This window comes from Cellulomonas sp. P5_C5 (assembly GCF_054049655.1).
Map to the genome: position 1 here is coordinate 23,400 of NZ_JBFULY010000035.1, position 16,577 is coordinate 39,976.

The 16,577-nt window shown below is 73.1% G+C and carries 13 protein-coding genes; 5 read left to right on the forward strand and 8 right to left on the reverse strand.

The window, feature by feature from the left end; all coding sequences use genetic code 11:
• Positions 1–42: 42 nt before the first annotated feature.
• The 3 genes from ACXJKF_RS19845 to mshD are packed head-to-tail and all read right to left on the reverse strand — an operon-like array spanning position 43 to position 4,231.
• Complete coding sequence (locus ACXJKF_RS19845; RefSeq protein WP_456789449.1) at positions 43–1,029, reverse strand: NUDIX hydrolase; 987 nt, start codon at positions 1,027–1,029, stop codon at positions 43–45.
• The gene (locus tag ACXJKF_RS19850) at positions 1,026–3,263 is read right to left on the reverse strand and encodes an RNA degradosome polyphosphate kinase (RefSeq protein WP_456789450.1); all 2,238 of its coding nucleotides are present in this window, start codon (positions 3,261–3,263) and stop codon (positions 1,026–1,028) included. Before ACXJKF_RS19850 ends, ACXJKF_RS19845 begins: the two co-directional genes overlap by 4 nt.
• A complete protein-coding gene (mshD, locus tag ACXJKF_RS19855) occupies positions 3,260–4,231 on the reverse strand; it encodes a mycothiol synthase (RefSeq protein ID WP_456789451.1) in 972 nt (323 codons plus the stop codon). The genes ACXJKF_RS19850 and mshD overlap by 4 nt, the downstream gene beginning before the upstream one ends.
• An 81-nt stretch (positions 4,232–4,312) precedes the next feature.
• Between mshD and ACXJKF_RS19860 the strand changes: the two genes are divergently transcribed.
• Complete coding sequence (locus tag ACXJKF_RS19860) at positions 4,313–5,539, forward strand: NAD(P)-binding domain-containing protein (RefSeq protein WP_456789452.1); 1,227 nt, start codon at positions 4,313–4,315, stop codon at positions 5,537–5,539.
• A gap of 62 nt (positions 5,540–5,601) precedes the next feature.
• Positions 5,602–6,195, forward strand: a complete 594-nt coding sequence (locus tag ACXJKF_RS19865) for a TIGR03086 family metal-binding protein (RefSeq protein WP_456789453.1) — start codon at positions 5,602–5,604, stop codon at positions 6,193–6,195.
• 80 nt (positions 6,196–6,275) lie between these two features.
• Here the strand turns inward: ACXJKF_RS19865 and ACXJKF_RS19870 are convergent, their stop codons facing one another.
• Positions 6,276–7,721, reverse strand: coding sequence for a cellulase family glycosylhydrolase (locus ACXJKF_RS19870; protein WP_456789454.1), 1,446 nt, complete (start codon positions 7,719–7,721; stop codon positions 6,276–6,278).
• A 193-nt stretch (positions 7,722–7,914) separates the two neighbouring features.
• Positions 7,915–9,063: an alpha/beta hydrolase gene (locus ACXJKF_RS19875; RefSeq protein ID WP_456789455.1), complete on the reverse strand. Its 1,149-nt coding sequence runs from the start codon at positions 9,061–9,063 to the stop codon at positions 7,915–7,917.
• An 86-nt stretch (positions 9,064–9,149) separates the two neighbouring features.
• Between ACXJKF_RS19875 and ACXJKF_RS19880 the strand changes: the two genes are divergently transcribed.
• The gene (locus ACXJKF_RS19880; RefSeq protein ID WP_456789456.1) at positions 9,150–10,841 is read left to right on the forward strand and encodes a bifunctional lysylphosphatidylglycerol flippase/synthetase MprF; all 1,692 of its coding nucleotides are present in this window, start codon (positions 9,150–9,152) and stop codon (positions 10,839–10,841) included.
• Positions 10,838–11,671: a hypothetical protein gene (locus ACXJKF_RS19885; protein ID WP_456789457.1), complete on the forward strand. Its 834-nt coding sequence runs from the start codon at positions 10,838–10,840 to the stop codon at positions 11,669–11,671. The genes ACXJKF_RS19880 and ACXJKF_RS19885 overlap by 4 nt, the downstream gene beginning before the upstream one ends.
• A gap of 174 nt (positions 11,672–11,845) precedes the next feature.
• Here the strand turns inward: ACXJKF_RS19885 and acs are convergent, their stop codons facing one another.
• From acs to ACXJKF_RS19900, 3 genes are all read right to left on the reverse strand, one after another.
• Positions 11,846–13,846: an acetate--CoA ligase gene (acs, locus tag ACXJKF_RS19890; protein WP_456789458.1), complete on the reverse strand. Its 2,001-nt coding sequence runs from the start codon at positions 13,844–13,846 to the stop codon at positions 11,846–11,848.
• Between the two features lie 94 nt (positions 13,847–13,940).
• Entirely contained in the window at positions 13,941–15,182 is a 1,242-nt protein-coding gene (locus ACXJKF_RS19895; protein ID WP_456789459.1) for a hypothetical protein, read from the reverse strand.
• 58 nt (positions 15,183–15,240) lie between these two features.
• Positions 15,241–16,086, reverse strand: coding sequence for a formate/nitrite transporter family protein (locus ACXJKF_RS19900; RefSeq protein ID WP_456789460.1), 846 nt, complete (start codon positions 16,084–16,086; stop codon positions 15,241–15,243).
• A gap of 87 nt (positions 16,087–16,173) precedes the next feature.
• On the opposite strand from ACXJKF_RS19900, the gene ACXJKF_RS19905 reads away from it, so the two are divergent.
• Positions 16,174–16,577 (forward strand): oxidoreductase (locus tag ACXJKF_RS19905; protein ID WP_456789461.1); only part of this gene is annotated, 404 nt, incomplete at its 3' end.

Below are 16,577 nucleotides of genomic sequence, written 5' to 3' on the forward strand. Positions count from 1 at the left end.
CGCGTCCTGGAGTAATCAGGGCGCGACCCATGGCGTTCCGGGCTAGGACGGCTGCGCCTCGCCCGGGCGGTGCGTCTCCGTGGCCACCACGCGGGGGCCMTTCGGGGTCTGGGCGACGTGCGCGACCAGGACCTGCGCGGGGTGCAGGAACGGGTCGGTGGTCGGCAGCGCGTCCGCGACGCTGCGGCGGGCGTGCTGCGCCAGCACGTCGACGACGGTGGGCAGCACCGGCCGGTGCGTGCACAGCACGGCGTCGCCGGTCTGCTCCAGCAGCTGCAGGACCTCCGCAGCAACCCGGGCCGGCGACGTGGAGTGCTCCGCCTCGGTGAGCACGGGCAGGACCTCGGCCGCGACCTGCGCCGCCGCCGCGTAGGGCGCCACGGTGCTGACGCAGCGGGCCCACGCGCTGGTGACCACCCGCGCGACGCCGAACGTGGACAGCACCGGCACCAGCGCACGCGCCTGCCGCTGGCCCTCCGGCGTCAGCGGGCGGTCGAGCTCGGTGCCCTTCCAGTCCGCTCGACGGCGGGCGGTCCCGTGCCGGGCGATGACGAGCGCGCGGGTGTCCAGGCGGCCCTTCTCGTACGCCTCGACCAGCTCGGCCAGCGGGGCCCGGTCGTCGTCGCGGGTCAGCCGCTTGGCGGCCGTGACCACGTCGAACCAGCGCAGCTGGTCGATCTCCTTCGGGGAGACGGGCGGGACGGGCGGGCGTGCGCGCAGGGCTGCGGCGTCCGGGCGGCCGGCCACCTGGGCGGCCCAGTAGTGCACCCGCTTGCGGCGGCCGTCGGACAGCGCGTACTCGAGCCCGGGGAGCGGGATCCCCAGGACGACGTCGTGCGCGGTCTCCTCGGCCACCTCGCGGGTCGCCGCCGCCAGGATCGTCTCTCCGGGGTCGAGCTTGCCCTTCGGCCACGACCAGTCGTCGTAGCGCGGCCGGTGGACCATCGCGACCTGCAGCGTGCCCAGGCGGACGCGCCACACCAGGGCCCCGGCCGCCTCGACGACGACCGGTGCGTGGGCTGTCGTCACCGGCCCGTGCCCGGCCGGCGCCGCTGCCGGTAGATGAGGGCGGCCTGCAGGTCCACGAGGGGGCCGTCCGGGCCGAGGTGGTGCCGGTGCCAGGTCCCGTCCTGGTCGAGGTGCCACGAGGAGGTCCCGTCGTCGGTCGACTCGTCCATGAGCTCGATGAGCTCACCGACCTGGTCGGGGTCGGCGATGCGGACCAGGGTCTCGACGCGCCGGTCGAGGTTGCGGTGCATCAGGTCCGCCGAGCCGATGTAGACCTCCGGGCCGTCGACGGCGGAGTCGGCGTCGGCCGTGGCGTTCGCGAACGCGAAGATGCGCGAGTGCTCCAGGAACCGGCCGAGGATCGAGCGCACCCGGATGGTCTCGGACAGGCCGGGGACCCCCGGGCGCAGCGCGCAGATGCCGCGGACCACCATGTCGATCGGGACGCCCGCCTGCGACGCCCGGTACAGGGCGTCGATCGTGGCCTCGTCGACCATCGAGTTGACCTTGATCTTGATCCACGCCGGCTGGCCCGTCCGGGCGGCGTCCGCCTCCCGGTCGATGCGCTCGATCAGCCCGGCCCGCACGGAGCGCGGCGCCACCAGCAGCCGGTGGAAGCGGGACTTCGGGGCGTAGCCCGACAGCTGGTTGAACAGCCGCGTCAGGTCCTGCCCGACCTCCGGGTCGCTGGTCAGCAGCCCGTGGTCGGTGTACAGCCGCGCGGTCTTCGGGTTGTAGTTGCCGGTGCCGATGTGGCAGTAGCGGCGCAGGCCGTCGGACTCCTGGCGCACCACCAGCGACAGCTTGCAGTGCGTCTTGAGGCCGACGATGCCGTAGACGACGTGCACCCCGGCCTGCTCGAGCTTGCGTGCCCAGGAGATGTTGTTCTGCTCGTCGAACCGCGCCTTGATCTCCACCAGCGCCAGCACCTGCTTGCCGGCCTCCGCGGCGTCGATGAGGGCGTCGACGATGGGGGAGTCGCCCGACGTCCGGTACAGGGTCTGCTTGATGGCGAGCACCTGGGGGTCCGCCGCCGCCTGCTGCAGGAACGTCTGCACGGAGGTCGAGAACGAGTCGTACGGGTGGTGCAGGAGGATGTCGCGCTCGCGGATCTTCGCGAACATGTCCGCGGGCGTCGCGCTCTCCACCTCGGCGAGCTGGCGGGGGGTCGACGCGATGAACCGGGGGAACTGGAGGGCCGCGCGGTCCAGGTCGGCGATGAGGTTGAGGCCCGTCGCGTCCAGCGGCGCGGGCAGCTGGTAGACCTCGTCCTCGGCGACGTCGAGCTCCCGGATCAGCAGGTTGCGGATGCGCGGGCTGATGCCGTCGGCGATCTCCAGGCGCACGGGCGGCCCGAAGCGGCGGCGCAGCAGCTCCTTCTCCATCGCCTTCAGGAGGTTCTCGGCGTCGTCCTCCTCGACCTCCACGTCCTCGTTGCGCGTCACCCGGAACGTGTGGTGCTCCTGGACCACCATCCCGGGGAACAGCTGCTCGAGGTGCTCGGAGATGACGTCCTCGACGGGCACGAACGACATCGGGCCCTTCTCGGGGGACGCCGCCTGCACGTCCGGTGCGCTCGGCCGGCCCGACGCGTCCACCGCGATGAACCGGGGCAGCAGCGGCGGCACCTTGACGCGGGCGAAGTGCTCCTTGCCGGTCGCGGGGTTGGTCACCACGACGGCCAGGTTCAGCGACAGCCCCGAGATGTACGGGAACGGGTGCGCCGGGTCCACGGCCAGCGGCGTGAGCACCGGGAAGATCTGCCGGCGGAAGAACTTGCGCAGCCGGTCCTGCTCGCTCTCGCCCAGCTCGTCCCAGCGGACCAGCGTGATGCCCTCGTGGGCCAGCGCCGGCTGCACCTGCTCCGCGAACACCGCCGCGTGGCGGGCCATGAGCTGGTGCGCCTCCTCGCTGATCGACTCCAGGACCTGCCGCGGCGACAGCCCCGAGGCGGCCGTGACCGCGATGCCCGTCGCGATGCGGCGCTTCAGGCCGGCCACGCGGACCATGAAGAACTCGTCSAGGTTGGACGCGAAGATCGCCAGGAACCGCACCCGCTCGAGCAGCGGGATGTCGCCGTCCTCCGCCAGCTCCAGCACCCGCTGGTTGAACGCGAGCCAGGAGAGCTCGCGGTCGAGGAAGCGGTCGTCGGGCAGGGGCTCTGCGGTGTCGATGTGCTCGTCGTACTCGCTCTGGGCCATGTGCTCCGCGATGTGGGCGGCCAGGGACGGGTCGAGGGCGGTGGCGTCCGTCATGCGCCCATCGTGACACCCGCAGGTGAACTCGGGGTATCGGAACCGAACATCACGTCGACGGCCGACCGCACGAAGCCCGCGCGCTCGTACGTGTGCACCGCGACCGTGTTCTCCGCGCCGGTGTAGAGGATCGCCGCACCTAGGCCGCGGGCGGCGAGGTGGTCCAGACCGAGCGCCGTCAGGGCGCGCCCCAGGCCCAGACCCTGCGCGTCCGGGTCCACCCCGACCACGTAGATCTCGCCCACCGGCTCAACACCGTGATCGCCCGCGGGGTGCACCTTCGTCCACACCGAGCCCAGCAGGATCCCGTCGCGCTCCGCCAGCAGGAAGCCCGCGGGGTCGAACCACGGCTCGGACTCCCGGGCGCGCAGGTCCGCCGACGTCATCCGTCCCTGCTCCGGGTGGTGGGCGAACGCGCGGGAGTTCACGCGCCGCCACGCGTCCTCGTCGCGACCCGGCTCGAACGGCCGCACCGTCACCCCCGTCGGCAGCGCCGGGATGCTCGCCGGCCGCGCCGTCAGGTCGACGCGCATCTGCAGCAGCTCGCGCACGACGACCATGCCGAGCTCCTCGGCGAACCGGCGCGCCTCGGGCAGGTCGCCGTGCGCCCACACCCGCAGCGTGCGGTCCGGGACGACCGCCGTCTCGGCGAGCGCGCGCGTCAGCAGCGCGCGGCCCACGCCGGCGCGGCGGTGATCGGGGTCGACGACCAGCTCCGCCTTGGTCGACGACTGCGTGCCGACGTCGAGCTGGGCGTAGCCGACGAGCCCGTCGCCGAGCGTCGCGTGCAGGTGGATCACCGGGGCCTCCGGAGCGCTCAGCCACAGCAGCGGCTGCTCCGAGAGCGGGGGGACCCCGTCGACCGCGGCGGCCCGGTCCGCGAGGGCCCGCACGGCGTCCGCGGAGCCGGCGGGCAGCGGTCCGGCGGTCGCACTGAGGATGACCTGCGAGGACACGTCGTCGAGCATGGCCCCATCCCACCACGGGAGAGTCTCGGCCGGACGGCTTCGCGGCGGGCGCCGCCGGGTGAGCGGGTACGTTGGCGGGCGATGGATGCCTCGGGGAACGCCTTGCTGCACGACGACCGCCCGCAGGACACCCGCCGGTCGAGGCGGGCGCGACGGGCGGCGGAGACGGCGAGCCCGGTCGACGTGACGGTGGTCGTGGTCGGCGCCGGGCAGGCGGGGCTCTCGGCGGCGTACCACCTGCGTCGCGCAGGGCTCGTCGCGGTCGGCGAGCGCGGCTGGGAACGGGCGGCGGCGACGTTCGTCGTGCTCGACGACGGTGCGCAGGCCGGTGGCGCGTGGCAGCACCGGTGGCCGGACCTGACCATGGCCGACGCGCACGGGGTGCACGAGCTGCCCGGGATGCCGCTGGTCGTGGGCGACCCCGGCGAGCCCGCGGCCTTCGCCGTCCCGTACTACTTCGCGCAGTACGAGGACGCGTTCGAGCTCCGCGTCCAGCGCCCCGTCCGCGTCGAGCGGGTCGAGTCCGAGGGTGATCTCCTCGTCGTCCGGTCCCGCAGCGTCGACCGGTCCGACGAGACCGTCGTCTGGCGGGCCGGCGGTCTGATCAACGCGTCCGGGACCTGGCAGAAGCCCTTCTGGCCGGCCTACCCCGGTCGCGGTCTGTTCCGTGGGCGACAGCTGCACGCGCACGACTTCCGGCTGCCGGGCGACCTCGCCGACGGGCACGTCGTGGTGGTCGGTGGCGGTACCTCGGCGGTGCAGCTCACGCTCCTGCTCGCGCGCGTCACGACGACGACCTGGGTCACCCGTCGGCCTCCCGCCTGGCGCGACGACACGTTCACCCCCGAGGTCGGCCGGGAGGCCGTCGCGCAGGTCGACGACCGCACCCGGGCCGGGCTGCCGCCGCAGAGCATCGTCAGCGTGACCGGGCTGCCGCTCACGCCGGCCTACCGCACGGGCATCACCGCCGGGGTCCTGCGTGCGCGGCCGGTGTTCGACCGCATCACCCCCGACGGTGTCGAGTGGGACGACCCTGACGAGCCCGGCAGGCTCAGCGCGGGCTGGGTCGGCGGCCCCGCCCACGTCGAGGCCCGCACGATCCTGTGGTGCACCGGGTTCCGCGCCTCGCTCGACCACCTCGCCCCGCTGGGCCTGCGCGCTCGCGGGGGCGGCATCGTCATGGACGGGACCCAGGTCGTCGCCGACCCGCGCATCCAGCTCGTCGGGTACGGCCCCAGCGCGTCGACGGTCGGCGCCAACCGCGCGGGCCGGGAGGCGACCCGCAACCTGCGGAGGCTGTGGGAGTAGTGGAATGGAACATTCCGTTCTGATAGAGTGAGGTCATCGACCCGCCGACGGAAGGCACGACGATGACCGAGCAGAACGCCACCAGCTGGCCCGTCCTCGACCAGGCGCACCGCGCCCTGCGCGACGCCGCGGCCGCCGTGCCGTCGGACGCCTGGGACCTCCCCACCCCCTGCGCGCTGTGGACCGTCGCGCAGGTGCTGCAGCACGCGGCGGGGGACCAGCAGGGGTACGCCGCCACGATCACGGGCGAGGGCTGGCCCACGGAGAACCCCTTCGAGCCGTCCGGGCACCTGACCGGGGACCCGGTGGCCCTCGTCGAGTCCGCCACCCGCGCGGCCGCCGACGCCTGGTCGACCGTCCCGGCGGACGGCCCCGACGTGACGACGCCGCTGCCCGTCGGGCCGTTGGCGCCCGGCGTCGGGGTGGCCGCCTGCGCGCTCGACGCCGCGGTCCACGCCTGGGACATCGCGGTGGCAACCGGCCAGCCGTCGCCCCTCACGCCCGGGCTCGCCAGCGCGCTGCACGAGGCCGCGGTGCAGTTCGTCGAGCCGCTGCGCGCGTTCGCGTACGCCCCCGCGCTGCCTCCCGAGGAGGGTGACGGTCCCGTCGAGGCCCTGCTGCGCTACCTCGGACGCTCCCCGTCGTGGAACGCCTGAGAACCCCTGAGAACGCCTGAGAGCGCACAGGAGGCCGGGGTCGTCGTGACCCCGGCCTCCTGCGTCCGATCAGTGCTCGATCAGCTGGCGGTGCAGCTCACCGCGGTCGAGGAGCTCGGCGCCGTGCCGCTGCCCACGAAGCCGTAGGTGGTGGACGCACCGGAGCCCAGCAGCCCGTTCCAGGCGGCGTTGGACACCGTGACGGTCGTGCCGGACTGCGAGTAGGTCCCGGACCAGCCGCTGGCCACCGCGCCACCCGAGGGCAGGGCGAAGGACGTCTTCCAGGTGCTGATCATCGCGCTGCCGTTCTTGACGGTGACAGCGGCCTGGTAGCCACCGGGCCACGTGTTGCTGACCACGAGAGCGGCGGTGCAGCCCTTGCTGGGCGGCGTGGTGGGGGTCACCGTCGGCGTCGGGGTGGCGGTCGGGGTGGGCGTGACCGTCGGCGTGGGGGTGACCGTCGGCGTCGGCGTCGGCGTCTGGGTCGGCGTGGGGGTGGGGGTCGGCTGGACGCCGCCGTAGATCTTCGCGGTCACGGCCGTCGACTTGATGCCGTTGGTGCCGTTGAAGATCCGGGTGCCCCAGGACGTCAGCTGCGACGCGTTGAAGCTGGTCACCATGTCGAGGTACTCGACGCCACCACCGTTGCCCGACCAGGACCAGCCGTAGTAGCCGAGGCCCCGCTTGACCGACTCGGACATGATCGTGTCCTCGTCAGGGTCGCCGTCGGAGTGCATGTTGCCGAACTCGCCGATGACGAGCGGCAGGCCCTTCGACTTGAACGCGTCGAGGTACGCGTTGATGGTCGAGGAGTTGTTGTAGACGCCGTACATGTGGACGGAGAACAGGACGTTCTTGTCCGGGTCGGACGCGGCGACGGTCGCGGCGTTGTCCCGCATGATCCCGGCCCAGTCCTGGCCCCACGACGGGGCGTCGATCACGATGTTGTGGTGCAGGCCGGCGTTGCGCAGCTTCTGGATGGCCGCGGAGCTGGCGGAGGCCCAGGTCGCGTTCGTCGTCGCGTTGTTGCCGAAGGGCTCGTTCCCGATGTTGATCTGGACGTAGTCCTCCTGGCCCTGCAGCGCCGAGGCGATGCTCACCCAGTAGTTGGCGGCCGTGTCCAGCGTGACCGCGCCGCTCTGCTCGCCGTAGCCCGTGGTGTCGTGGTTCTCGAGCATGCAGATGAGCTTGTTGGCCTTGCACTGGGCGATGATGCTGGCGACGTCGCTGGCGTCGTTCTTGGTCCAGCGGTCACCGCCGGAGAGCACCACGCGCAGGGCGTTCGCGCCGGCCGCGCGGATCGCGGGGATCGCGGTCGCGGTCTGGGACGTGTACCAGGTGTGGGCGTGGCTGACGCCGCGGGCGACGAACGGGGTGCCGTCCTTCTCCACGAGCTGGGTACCGGAGATGTGCAGGCCGGGCGGCGTCGCGGCCTGCGCCGACGTCGAGATCAACGACGTCGCGCCGAGCGCGACGACCGCGGCAGCCAGGGCGGCGCCGGACAACTTGGACAGTCGAGACCTCATGGGACTTCCTCGTTCCTGGGGCATCGGGCCGGCCGCGGGCACGCGGCAGCCTCGAGGGGTTCTCGGGTTGGAAGCACCCGCCCGCCGTTCCGCCGGCCGGCCGACGGGCGGGTGCGTGGTCACACAACCAGGTCAGGGAGGCGCTCTCCACGGCCCGAAACGCTTCACACCGAACGCAAGACCCCGTCTGACCTCACGGCTTGTCCGTCAGGTGCGCGGAGGCGAACACCAGGCCGTAGGGGATCGCCTGGCGCGCGAAGTTCCACGTGTGGTCCATCCCCTTCTCCTCGCGGACCACGACGTCCTCGCCCCGGGCCCGGAGGTCGGCGGCGATCGAGGTCAGGTCGGCGCGGGGCTGGCCGTGGTTGGCGCCCGCGATGTCCACGAACAGGGCCACGGGGTGGGGGAGCGGGACGGTCGTCGCGTACGCCGTCACGTCGTGCTGGTCCCACTGCGCCTGCGTCGCGAGCATCGCCTGCCCGCCCGTGCCCGGGTCCCCGGTGGTGTCCAGCGCGAGGATCGCGCCGTAGAGCTCGGGGTGGCGCAGGCCCTGGTCGAGCGCGCAGAAGCCGCCCGACGAGAAGCCACCGATCGCACGGTGCTGCCAGTCGTCCAGGGTCCGGTACTGCCCGTCGACCCACGGGACCACCGTCGCGGAGATGTACGTCTCGACCTGGGACCCGCCCGTCGTCGAGTCGAGGCACTCCGTGTCCTCGGCGCTGGGGCCGGTGCCGTTCACGTCCATCCCGACCACGATCATCGGCTCCACCAGACGGTGCTCGAGGAGCACGTCCATCGCGTGCGGGACGTTGCCGGCCGCGAACCAGTCGCCGCCCGCGCCGGGGCTGCCGTGCACGAGGTAGACGACCGGGTAGCGGGTGGACGTGTCCTCCTCGTACCCGGGCGGCGTGTAGATCCAGGTGAGGCTGCTGCCGGGCATCGCGTCGGCCGCGGGGGCCGGCACGTGCACGGCCTCCACGCGGCCAGACCCCGCACCGCCCGACCGTGCCTCGGCATTCCCGTGCTTCAGCGGGGCGGGCGCGGGGCCGACGCCCCAGCTGGACAGGGTCACCCGCGCAGCGGCGACGTTCGGGACGTAGCCGACGAAGGTGTTCGTCGCGATGCCGAGCGTGAACGCGACGCCCAGACCCGCGACCACCCACAGAGGCCACGACCAGCGGTCCGCCCGGCGGCGCCGGAGGGCCCAGWGCACCACCAGCGCGACGAGGACGACGGCGACCACGACGGTCCACCACGAGCTGATCCAGTCACCACCGCCGGCCAGCTCGCCCAGGACCTCAGGCGGGAGGGTGCTCCCCGGTGGGTCCTCGGCGCGGACCATCGACTCGCCCCCTTGCACCCGACAGCTGTGGGAGACAGCGTGCCACCCGCTCGGCCTGACGGCACGGGACCGGGCAGACTGACCGGATGACGGGGAGCAGCGACCGCCGACCACGCACGACCGGCGCGTCGGCGATCGAGGAGCAGCGCAGGCGGGGGCGGGTCCGGGAGATCGCGTCGCGGGCGACGCTGATCCTGGCCGTGCTCAGCCTGCTCTCGGCGACGATCCACCCGCTCTGGCAGCGCATGGGGCTCGTGCGCGACCTCGTCCCCGAGCTGGTGACGCACACCGCGCGGCCCTCCCTCGCGCTGGTCGCGGTCATCCTCCTGCTCACCGCCCGCGGTCTGCGGCGCGGGAACCGGCTCGCGTGGCTGGGCACCCTGGCCACGCTGGCCGGCTCCGTCGCGATCCACCTCGCCAAGGGGCCCGACCTCCTGCCCGCCCTCGTGATCGCCGTCGGCATCGTGTGGCTCGCCGCGCAGGCCAGCGCCTTCCCGGTGCTGCCGACGCGCCGCGCCGTCCGGTGGGCGGTGATCTGGACCGTCGCCGTCGTGGTCTTCCTGGTCGTGCTCGTCGTCGGGCTGGCCGCCTGGATCGTCGCCAGCGACCCCTCCGACGAGCAGATCGACCGGCTCGGACGGATCCTGGCGCCCGTCACCTACGCGCTGGTCGTGGTCTTCGTCGCCGCTCTGCTCTGGTCCCTGCTCTCGCCGCGACGGCCGCGCCGGCTCAGCCCGCAGGACCACCGCGACGAGCGGGAACGGGCGCGGCTCGTGGTGCAGGCGCACGGCACCGGGACGCTCGACTACTTCGCCCTGCGGGACGACAAGGACTGGTTCTTCACCGGCTCGTCCGTCATCGCCCACTCCGTGCGGGGCGGGGTGTGCCTGGTGTCCCCGGACCCCATCGGCCCACCCGAGGAGCGCGGGCTCGCCTGGGCGGAGTTCCTCGACTTCGCCGACGACTTCGGCTGGTCGGTCACCGTCATCGGCGCCGCCGCGGACTGGCTGCCGACCTACGAGTCGAGCGGGCTGCGGACCGTCTACCTGGGCGACGAGGCCATCGTCGACTGCCCGACCTTCAGCCTGGAGGGCCGGTCCCACAAGTCCCTGCGGCAGGCGGTCAACCGCGTCGAGCGCGCGGGCTACACCACGACCTTCCACGACCCGTCGGTGATCGACCCAGGCCTGCGTGCGCAGATCGAGCAGATGAGCGAGGAGTCCCGGCACGGCGAGACGGAACGCGGCTTCTCCATGACGCTGTCCCGCCTGTTCCAGCCCGAGGACACCGGCCTCCTGCTCTCCGTCACCCGCGACCCCGCCGGACGCGTCGACGCGTTCTGCCAGTGGGTGCCCGCCGCCGCGATCGGCGGCTGGTCGCTCGACGTCATGCGGCGGCGCACCGACACCGAGGGTCTGCCCAACGGGCTCATCGACGCCAACATCGTCGCGACGATCGCCCACCTGGCCGGCGCCGGGCTGCGCGGGCTCGGGCTGAACTTCGCGATGATGCGGGAGGTCCTCGAGGGTGACCCGGCGGAGAGCTCCCGGGTCGAGTCGTTGACCCGGCCGATCCTCCAGCGGCTCTCCGAGGGGACCCAGATGGGGACGCTCAGCACGTTCAACGAGAAGTTCGACCCCGGCTGGGTGCCGCGGTACGTCGTGCTCGACTCGGTCGAGTTCGTCGCGACGCAGGCCCTCGTGCTCGCCGGTGCGGAAGGCGTCACCGAGATCCCCGTGATCGGGCGGTTCCTCGGCAGCATCGGGTCGGCACAATGACCGTCTCGCTGCTGTGCGCGATCGGGTCCGCCCTGGCCTACGGGGCCAGCACGCTGATGCAGGCCGTCGCGACGCGACGAGCGCACGGCCTCGCCGCCGTCCTGACGCCGCTGGTCATCGGCGCCTTCGTCGTCGACGGGCTCGGGTTCGCCCTGTCGCTCCTGGCGCTCAACAACCTGCCGCTGTTCGTCGTGCAGTCGATCATGGCGTCGATGCTCGTGGTCGTCGTCATCGGGGCCCGGTTCATCCTGCACGCACGGATGCGCCGCCTCGACGTCGCGGCCGTCGTCGTGGTCATCGTCGCGCTCGTCCTCATCGGCCTCGGTTCGGGCGAGCAGCCGGCCGTCGCACCGCCGGAGTCGTTCGAGCGGGCGATGCTCGTCGCCACCGGTGTKCTCGTCGTCGCGGCCCTCGCGTCCTACCGGTCCGGTCCCGGCTGGCTGCTGGCCGCGATCGCCGGCCTCGGCTTCTCCGGTGCGGCGATCGCGGCGCGCGCGTCGCACCACCATGACGGCATCTGGGCGACGGTCTGGCAACCCATGACCGTGTGCATCGTGGTCGGCGGCATCGTCGGCGCGCTCTGGTACCTCCGCGCCCTGGAGCGGCTGGCCGTCGGGCCCAGCGCCGCGATCCTGTCCGTGATCGAGGTCGTCGTGCCGGGCGCCGTCGGCGTGCTGGTGCTCGGCGACACCGTCGCGAACGGCATGCTCCCCGGTGTGATCGTCGGGCTCGTCCTGGCGATCACCGGGTGCGTCGTGCTCGCGATGAGCCCCGCCAACCAGGCGGCAGAGGGAGAGCCGGCCCCGCGCGCGGAGCCGGCTCCCGCCTAGTCCTCGTTCTTGTGGTCGGGCTGTGCCTGCGCTCCGCTGTGGGTGGGTGCCGCTGCGCGACCCCCACCCTCCGCTGCGCTCCGGCTCAGTCCTCGTTCTTGTGGTCGGGCTGTGCCTGCGCTCCGCTGTGGGCGGGTGCCGCTCCGCGACCCCCACCCTCCGCTGCGCTCCGGCTCAGTCCTCCTGCTTGGCGCCGGGGGCGGACAGGCCCTGGGCGATCAGGTCCATGACCGAGGAGTCCGCGAGGGTCGTGGCGTCGCCCACCTGGCGGTTCTCGGCGACGTCCCGCAGGAGGCGGCGCATGATCTTGCCGGACCGCGTCTTGGGCAGCTCCGCGACGACGAGGATCTGGCGCGGCTTCGCGATCGGGCCGATCTCCTTGGCGACGTGGTTGCGCAGCTCGGTCTGGACCGTGTCGGCGTCCTGGTCGCCGCCGCCCGCGTCACCGCGCAGGATGACGAACGCGACGACGGCCTGCCCGGTGGTCTCGTCGGCCGCACCGACGACCGCCGCCTCCGCGACCCACGGGTGCGACACCAGCGCCGACTCGATCTCCGTGGTCGACAGCCGGTGGCCCGACACGTTCATCACGTCGTCGACGCGGCCGAGCAGCCAGATGTCACCGTCGGCGTCCTTCTTGGCGCCGTCGCCCGCGAAGTACAGCCCCTGGAACCGGGACCAGTAGGTGTCGACGTAGCGGTCCGGGTCGCCCCAGATGCCGCGCAGCATCGACGGCCACGGCTCCGTGAGAACCAGGTAGCCGCCGCCGCCGTCGGGCACGGAGTGCGCCTCGTCGTCGACGACGTCCGCCGCGATCCCGGGCAGCGCCACCTGGGCCGAGCCCGGCTTGGTCTCCGTGACGCCCGGCAGCGGGCTGATCATGATGGCGCCGGTCTCGGTCTGCCACCACGTGTCGACGATCGGGGTGCGGTCGGCGCCGATGACCCGGCGGTACCACATCCACGCCTCCGGGTTGATGGGCTCACCCACCGACCCGAGCACGCGCAGGCTGGACAGGTCGAACTTGCCCGGGATCTCCTCGCCCCACTTCATGCAGGTGCGGATGGCCGTCGGAGCCGTGTACAGGATCGAGACCTTGTACTTCTGGATGATCTCCCACCAGCGGCCCCGGTGCGGGGTGTCGGGCGTGCCCTCGTAGATGACCTGCGTCGCGCCGTTGATCAGCGGCCCGTAGACGACGTAGGTGTGCCCGGTGATCCAGCCGACGTCTGCCGTGCACCAGTAGACGTCCGTCTCGGGCTTGAGGTCGAAGACGTTGCGGTGCGTGTAGGCGGCCTGGGTCAGGTAGCCGCCGGTGGTGTGGAAGATGCCCTTGGGCTTCCCGGTGGTGCCCGACGTGTAGAGGATGAACAGCGGGTGCTCGGCCTCGACCGCGACGGGGGTGTGCTGGTCGCTGGCGGTGTCCACGACGTCGGACCACCAGACGTCGACCTCGTCGTTCCAGGCCACGTCCTGGCCGGTGCGCTTCACGACGAGCACGTGCTCGACCGACGGCGTGCCCTTGGTCAGGGCCTCGTCGACGGCCGGCTTCAGCGCGCTGGCCGCCCCGCGGCGGTACCCGCCGTCCGCGGTGACGACGAGCTTGGCCTCCGCGTCGTTGATCCGGCTGCTCAGCGCCTCGGCGGAGAAGCCGCCGAACACGACCGAGTGGGGGGCGCCGATGCGCGCGCACGCGAGCATGGTGATGACGGCCTCGGGGATCAGCGGCAGGTAGATCGCCACCCGGTCGCCCGTGCCGACGCCCAGCGCCGTGAACGCGTTCGCGGCCTTCGACACCTCCCGCTGCAGGTCCGCGTAGGTGACGGTGCGGGTGTCGCCGCCCTCACCCTCGAAGTGCAGGGCGACCCGGTCGCCGTTGCCCGCCTCGACGTGCCGGTCCACGGCGTTGTAGGCCGCGTTGAGCGTGCCGTCGGCGAACCAGCGCACGAAGGGCGCCTTCGACCAGTCGAGAACCTCCTCGAACGGCTTCTCCCAGCTGAGCAGCTCCCGCGCCTGCTCGGCCCAGAACGTGGGCCGGTCGGCGTTCGCCCAGGCGTACAGCCCGTGCTGCGCGTTGGCCTGGGCAGCGAACTCCGGGCTCGGCGGGAACCGGCGGTCCTCCGTGAGCAGGTTCTCGAGTCCGGGCTCGTGGGTCTCGGGCGTGGTGTCGGTCACGAGGACCACCTCCTGTGCAGCGACGTCGATGCAGGTGGACCGGGGGTCCGGAACCGCACTCTAGCCGGACACCCGGCGTCCCCATGCTCCTGGTTCAGATGCGGTGGCGCTCGCGGAACTCCCCGAGCCGGGTCCCGCGCCGACGCGCGGAGCCCGCCACGATGCCCGCCAGCAGCAGCAGGAAACCGACCGCGAGGACCATCCCCGACGTCCCCGCGACGGTCACCTGCGTGACCGTGAGCCGCCAGCCCGACGACGTGAGGACGTTGAGCGTCTGCTCCCGCGCGACCGACGGCAGGTACAGGTAGACGATGCCCGCGAGCGTCAGGACCGTGCCGCCCGTGATGGGCACCGCCGGGGTCCACAGGGCCAGCAGCAGGACGCAGCCGAGGAGCAGCAGACCGAGCGAGACGAGCACGATGCCGAGCACCTCGGTGGAGGCGTCCCAGCCGCTGACCTGCGCCTGCAGGATCCGGGACTCGCCCAGCAGCAGCACCGCGACGCCGATCGGAGCCAGGATCAGGCCGACGATGACGCCCAGGATGTGCGAGCCGACCGAGGTGGTCCGGGGGGCGTTCGGGTCCGGGAACAGCCGGTCGTCGTCCTCGGCGACGGGGGGCGCGGTCGCAGGTGCGGTGGGCGTCGGCTCGACGGGTGCCGGCGCGGCCGCCACGGGCACGACGACCGGCTCGGCAACCGGCTCGGCGATCGGCGGGGCCGACGGGGTCGTCGGGGTCGCCGTCGTGGTGGTCGACGGCGACCGGACCGGGTCCGGCGGGGTGTCGACGGGTGCCGCGGCGGCCGTCGGCGGCTCGTCCGGGGGTGTGGGTGCCGGCCGGACGATCGCGTGCCGGCCGGTGTCCGCGACCGGCTCCGTCGTGCTCCGCGCGGTCGTCGGTGCGGCGCCTGCGACCGGGGTGGCCGTGGTCGGGGACAGCTCGGTGTCGGCGGTGCCCGCGACGGGCTCGGCCGCGGTCGCGTCGGGCGTCGCCGGCACGGGCTCGTCGGCTCCGGCGGCGGTGACCGGCACCGTCGTCTGCGCGGGCTCGACGGAGGGCGTGGCCTCCGTGCTCGACGTCTCCGGTGTCGCCGTCGTGCTCGATGTGGACCGCGTGGCGTCGGGCGTCGTCTCCGGGTCGCTCGGTGTCGGCGGGTCGAGCGTCTCGACGGTCGGCGCGACCTCGTGGGCGGCGGAGTCGTCGACGGCCGGGGTCGTCTCCTCGACGGACGTGGACGACTCGCCGGCTGCGTCCGTGCCGGTGGTCGCGTCGGTGTCGGTCGTCTCGTCCGGTCGCTGCGTTGCGCCGCTGGGGCGGTGCGGGTCGGAGGTGCTCATGCGTGCTCCTCGAAGGCTGGCCACGTCGGGCGGCGTCGGGTGACGCCGCTGTTCCGAGTCACCGTATTGCCAGCAGCTCCCGGTCGCTGGGCAGCGCGCCCGAGCCGGACCCGTCCTCCTCCGTCGGGCACGGGGCCCCCTTGCTCCCGTACGCGTACGCGGCGCCGACGAGGAGGGCGCCGCCGACGAGGTTGCCGAGTCCGACGAGCGTGAGGTTCCTGGCCATCTCCAGCAGGTCGGCGCCGGGCAGCCCGCCGTAGAGGCCGAGCGAGAACGTCGTCATGTTGGCGACGACGTGCTCGAACCCGGAGGTGATGAACACCATCACGCACCCGAACACCACGACCAGCCGTGCGCCCTCGCTGCGCAGCCGCGCCGCGCTCCAGACGGCCAGGCAGACGAGCAGGTTGCACAGGATCCCGCGCGTGAACAGCTGCATCGACGTCGCACCGGCCTTGTGCTCGAGCATCCCCGCCAGCACGGTCCCGCCGGCTGTGCCGGGCGCGACGACGCCGGAGACGTGCACGAGGAACGCGAACAGCAGCGCACCGACCAGGTTGCCGCCCAGGCAGGCGAGGAGCGTCACCCCCGCCCGCCCCCAGCCGATGACACCGCGCAGGGCACCCTGGGTGAGGATCATCATCGCGGAGGTGGCCAGCTCCGCCCCGGCGACCAGGACCACGGTCAGCGCGACCCCGAACACCAGCCCTTGCACCAGGGGCGCGAACGGCGACCCGGCGACCACCAGCGGACCGCCCGCGGTGGCCATGATGAGCACGCCGATGCCGATGTACGCCCCGGCCAGCATGGTGCGCACGAGGAACAACCCCGGCCTGCTGACGAGCTCGACCTTGTGGCGGGCGGCTGTCGCCTGGGCGTCGACGGTGTCGGGGATGCTCAGCACCCGTCCATCGTCGCGAGCCGCCGCGGCCGGGGGGAGGGCCGAAGGGCCCGGGGAATCGGCGGAACCCCACCGCGGTTGCGACCGCACGTGACCCTTCTCTTCTCGCCGCTGACGCTGCGCGGCACCACGTTCGCCAACCGGGCCTGGCTGGCGCCCATGTGCCAGTACTCGGCCGTGGACGGGAGCCCGAACGACTGGCACCTGGTGCACCTGGGTTCCCGGGCCTCCGGCGGGTTCGGCCTGCTGCTCGCGGAGGCCACGGCGGTGGTCCCCGAGGGACGGATCTCCCCGCAGGACACGGGGCTGTGGCACGACCTGCACATCGCCGAGTGGCGCAGGATCACCGACTTCGTGCACGAGCGCGGCACCCTGGTCGGCGTGCAGCTGGCGCACGCGGGCCGCAAGGCGTCGACGTTCGCCCMGTTCGCGGCCGGGCGCGGCTCCGTGCCGCTCGACCAGGGCGGCTGGCCGACGGTGGGCCCGTCGGCCAC

Coding starts and splice junctions, on each gene's coding strand:
- mshD (WP_456789451.1), bottom strand. CDS start 4,231: ATGCTCGACGACGTGTCCTCGCAGGTCATCCTCAGTGCGACCGCCGGA.
- ACXJKF_RS19860 (WP_456789452.1), top strand. CDS start 4,313: ATGGATGCCTCGGGGAACGCCTTGCTGCACGACGACCGCCCGCAGGAC.
- ACXJKF_RS19865 (WP_456789453.1), top strand. CDS start 5,602: ATGACCGAGCAGAACGCCACCAGCTGGCCCGTCCTCGACCAGGCGCAC.
- ACXJKF_RS19870 (WP_456789454.1), bottom strand. CDS start 7,721: ATGAGGTCTCGACTGTCCAAGTTGTCCGGCGCCGCCCTGGCTGCCGCG.
- ACXJKF_RS19880 (WP_456789456.1), top strand. CDS start 9,150: ATGACGGGGAGCAGCGACCGCCGACCACGCACGACCGGCGCGTCGGCG.
- ACXJKF_RS19895 (WP_456789459.1), bottom strand. CDS start 15,182: ATGAGCACCTCCGACCCGCACCGCCCCAGCGGCGCAACGCAGCGACCG.